The 2,737-nt window shown below is 66.9% G+C and carries 2 protein-coding genes and 1 pseudogene; all 3 read right to left on the bottom strand.

All coding sequences use genetic code 11. From position 1 onward, the window contains the following. Window positions 1-119: 119 nt before the first annotated feature. Window positions 120-1,520 (bottom strand): TolC family outer membrane protein, encoded by a 1,401-nt coding sequence (locus ABSH63_RS15665; protein WP_352891039.1) that lies wholly within the window; start codon window positions 1,518-1,520, stop codon window positions 120-122. A gap of 199 nt (window positions 1,521-1,719) precedes the next feature. Continuing rightward, complete coding sequence (locus ABSH63_RS15660; RefSeq protein WP_352891037.1) at window positions 1,720-1,893, bottom strand: hypothetical protein; 174 nt, start codon at window positions 1,891-1,893, stop codon at window positions 1,720-1,722. A gap of 138 nt (window positions 1,894-2,031) precedes the next feature. Beyond that, window positions 2,032-2,607, bottom strand: a pseudogene (locus ABSH63_RS15655) (SDR family NAD(P)-dependent oxidoreductase); the annotation flags it as partial. Between the last annotated feature and the right edge of the window lie 130 nt (window positions 2,608-2,737).

Genomic DNA, 2,737 nt, shown 5'->3' with positions numbered 1-2,737 from the left:
AGCTGCGTCCAAAGCGCCGAAAATACCCTCACCGTGTCGTCAAATTGGTCATTCCGAAACCAGAAAGCCTCCGCCCGTGCTCCAGGCGCGTCTATCGGCTCGCTGGTGACGGATCCGGGCTAAGGCGGCCCCGGCGCCTCGAGGACGCGGTTGATCTGCGCCAGGTCCGCGACCAGCAGATTGCCGGCCAGCGACTTGAGCCGCAGAGAGGCCATCAGGAACCGATAGCGCGCGTTGGCGTGGTCGCGCTCCGCCTCGTAGCGGCGTTCGATCGCGGTCAGAAGATCGGTGTTCGACAAGGTGCCGGCCTCGAATCCGCCGCGCGTCGAGGCTTCCGCGGCGATCGCCGCGTCGAGGGCGCGCTTGTGCGCTTCTACGCGCAGCAAACCGGAAGCGCTGTTGCGATAGGCAATGCGGGTGTCGCGCAGGACGCGTGCACGCACGTCATCGAGCTCGGCAGCGGCTTGGCTTTGCAGCGCCAGCGTCTGCCGCTTCGTCGCCTCGACCTGCCCGCCGGCATACAACGGCAGCGTCATCACGACGCCGATGCGGGTCTGATCCTCGTCGCGTTCGCCGGCGGCACCACCGCCGGCATCGAGGCGGAAGGCATCGGCCAAAAGATCGAGCACCGGCCACTCGGCCTTGCGCGCGCGCTCGTGCCCCAGCGCGGCGAGATCCACACCCAGATGCTGCAACCGGATCCACGGATTGTCACGCTCGGCGCGGGCGGTCCAGACCTCGACATCCGCCGGCTGCGGCGGCAGCAGCGTCAGGTTGGGCGGCAGTCCCCGCAGCCGCGAATAGGGCCGGCCGGCGAGGGCTTCGAGTCGGGTCAGGGCGTTGGCGATCGCATCGACGGCCTCGGTCTCGCGGGCGAGCGCGAGCTGAAGCTGCGCCTGCGCGGCCTTGACGTGGGCATCGATCGCCAATCCTGCCGCCTCGCGCGAGCGCACCTGCGCCAGCTGTTCACGTAGCGCCAGCGTCTCGGCACGCGCAAAACGCAGCGCATCCTCGGCGGCGAGCGCCGTGAAATAGGCCTCGGCGACCTCGAGCAGCAACTGATCCTGCGCGGCGCGCAGTTTCAGTTCCGCCTGCTGTACACGCAGTGCCGCTTGTTGCTTGGCCAGCACGGCATCCGGCCGATACAGCGCCTGCGTCAGACGCACGCCATACGACGATTGATCGAAGTGATCCTCGCGATCGATTCCGATGACCCCGAAGTAATCGCCGGTGATGTGCTCGTGCAACCAGTCGTACTGCGCGCGCAGGCCGAGTTGCGGCAGCAGCTTGCCCTGCGCCTGCGGCAGCAGCTCGCGCGCGGCCTGGTACTCGGCACGCGCGGCGCGATAGCCGGCGTTGTTCTGTAGGGCGTCGTTGCACACGGCGAGCAGATCGCCATCGCCGGTCTGCGCGAATGTTGTCGGCGCGCACGCGAGCAGCACGCAGACGGCCGCGCGCGACCGCCAGCGGCGCGAATGGATTGCCCGGACACGGCCCTGCCCCTGGGTGTCGACTCTCATGCTCAAACCTGCGGACTTCGAGTGCGCCGCCGTCTTGCACGCGGCGCTTCGCCCCATCAGCGGACCTCGCGGCCCGGCCCGATTATGGGGAAAGCCGCCGGCGCTGTCGCGTCAGAAAGCGTCGCGCGAGAACCGCGACCGTGTCATCGGAACAACCCAGCGCAACGAGGGTGAACCAGGGCCGTGACGAAACCCACCCTCACACCAGCACAATCACGGCTCCACCGTGCGAGTCGCCGACGCGCTTCGCCAGCCGATCCGGAGCAAGTTGCTCGTGCTCCTGATCAGCATGGCAGTGCATGCGCGGCACTGCATGCGCGACTTCGTCGACGGCCTTGATGGCACGACCCCGCCCAAACTCGAGCCTGCCCATACACCCGAACGCAAGCCGGAGATGAGCCAGAAGAACAACACCAAAATGATCGCCTCCGCCGCCCAACGGCTGGCCATGGCGGCTCGACAACCGTCGTCCGCGAACACCACCGGCCAACAATCAGTTCGAAGGGTAACGTCATATCTTGGCACACGATCCGGCTTGGACGTCTGCGGCTCCCTGCAAAAAGGCCTGGGCAGCAGCGGCGACGACGTTAGTCGGGTCGCAATGCGTCACCGCGGTGCCGCCACCATCGACCGGCAGCGTGATGCCGGTTATCCACGCCGCCTCGTCGCTGGCCAGAAACAACGCCGCGTGGGCGATGTCCAGCGGGCTTCCCGGACGCCCAATCGGTTGCAGGCCGGCGCAGCGCCGTGAGACGAAATCCAGGAATGCGCCAGTGCGTTCTGCGAGGATACCGAAACTGCTCGCCATGATTGGACTAACGGTCACCCCCGGCGCGATCGCGTTGGAACGGATACCCAGCGGCGCCAGCTCAAAGGCCGCCGCACGGACCAGCCCGACGATCGCATGCTTCGCCGCGGTGTAGCTGAGATTGCTGTAGCCGCCGAGCAGCCCCGCAACGCTGGTCGTCGACAGAATGACGCCACCCGTCCCCTGCGCGCGGAACTGGCGCGCGGCGTACTTGTGGCCCGCGACCACCGAGCCGGCGAGCAGCTGTTGCATGCGCACGAAAGCATCGACATCGATTTCGAGGAATCTGTCGCCTCCCCCAGTTTAGTGCCACGGATTACTAGAGGTCTCGGGGTGGTGGTGAAGTCGGTATTCGACGGGCGTGAGATCGCGTAGTGACTCGTGCGGGATCTCGTGGTTGTAGTCGTGC

The sequence above is a fragment of the Sinimarinibacterium thermocellulolyticum genome (assembly GCF_040327995.1).
Lineage (GTDB): Bacteria > Pseudomonadota > Gammaproteobacteria > Nevskiales > Nevskiaceae > Solimonas > Solimonas thermocellulolyticum.
This window is presented reverse-complemented; position numbering and strand designations above follow the sequence as displayed.